Raw genomic sequence first — 1082 nt, 5'->3', positions numbered from 1 at the left:
ACCTCGCGCCGCAGGCCCCGGTGGAGAGCTGGACCAGCCTCAGCGGTGGCGGCTGGACCCAGCGCTGCCTCGCCCTGCGGCCCCGCCCCAACGCCTCGCTCGGGGCGCTGGTGGACGCGGTGACCGCCACCTCGGCCCCGTCGCACACGGTCGCCGCGGTGGTGCTCCCCGGTGGCCGCCGGGTGCCCCCGCTGCTGCGGGTGGCGGCGATGGACGGGCATGCCGCCGAGCTGGTGAAGGTCGTCCGGGACGTGGCGAAGCGGTCGGGCGTGCCGGCCCGCCCGCTGGACGGGCAGCACGGCCCGGGTGTCTACGCCACCGCGCCGGTGGCCAGCGCGATGGGCACGGTCACGGTCGAAGGTTGACGATCCAGCCGTAGAGGCCGCAGACCCAGACGGCCAGCGGCACCAGGGCGACGATCAGCAGGATCTCGACGATGTCCAGGGTGCGTCCCCAGACCGGCGAGATCCGCTTGCCCGCCACGGTCAGCCCGTAGATCAGGCTGATCAGCGCGGCCAGCAGCAGCCCGCCCAGGATCAGCCCGAGCCGCACCGGCAGCGAGCCGGCGCCGAAGGTCGCCGCGGCGGCCAGCGCGAGTCCGACCGTGCCGGCCAGCAGCACCGGGGTGCGCTGGGCCCGGCCGATGAACGGGCGGGCGCGCAGCAGCGAGAGCAGGGCCAGCACCAGGCAGAGCAGTACCGACGGCAGCCGGCCGTTGTCGGCCAGCACCAGCTGGCCGCCGAGGACCAGCACCGACACCGTCCACAGCAGACCGGTGAGGAACGCGTCGGCCCGTTCGCTGTTGCGCAGCACCTGCGGGCCGTCCACCGACTCGGTGTCGGTCTTCAGGTCGTCCGGGCCGGTCGGGATCGACGGCACCGGCAGCCGGGCCAGCCGGTAGGAGACCATCGGCAGCGCCGGAAGGGCGGCGAACGCGATCGTGGCGACGACCGCCGCGGCGGCCGCCGCGCCGATGCCGAAGGCCAGGCAGAGCGCCGCCCCGATGCCGACGGCCACGCCCACCGCGACCGCGCCGAGGAAGAGCGGCAGCCGGTCGCCGACGGAGAGCGCGGCGACCGCGC

General features: G+C 76.0%; 1 protein-coding gene and 1 pseudogene. One reads left to right on the top strand and one right to left on the bottom strand.

Features of this window, described 5'->3' with window-relative positions; translation table 11 throughout:
* Positions 1-365: pseudogene (locus tag ACWEVO_RS37025) on the top strand (type VII secretion protein EccE); the annotation flags it as partial.
* Here ACWEVO_RS37025 and eccD read toward each other — a convergent pair.
* A partial coding sequence (gene eccD, locus ACWEVO_RS37020) for a type VII secretion integral membrane protein EccD (RefSeq protein ID WP_452312024.1) occupies positions 349-1082 on the bottom strand: 734 nt, incomplete at its 5' end. The pseudogene ACWEVO_RS37025 and the gene eccD sit on opposite strands and share 17 nt — an antisense overlap.

Source organism: Micromonospora sp. NPDC003776 (assembly GCF_053605645.1).
The sequence above is the reverse complement of the archived record's forward strand: the minus strand, read 5'-3'. Positions and strand labels throughout refer to the sequence as shown.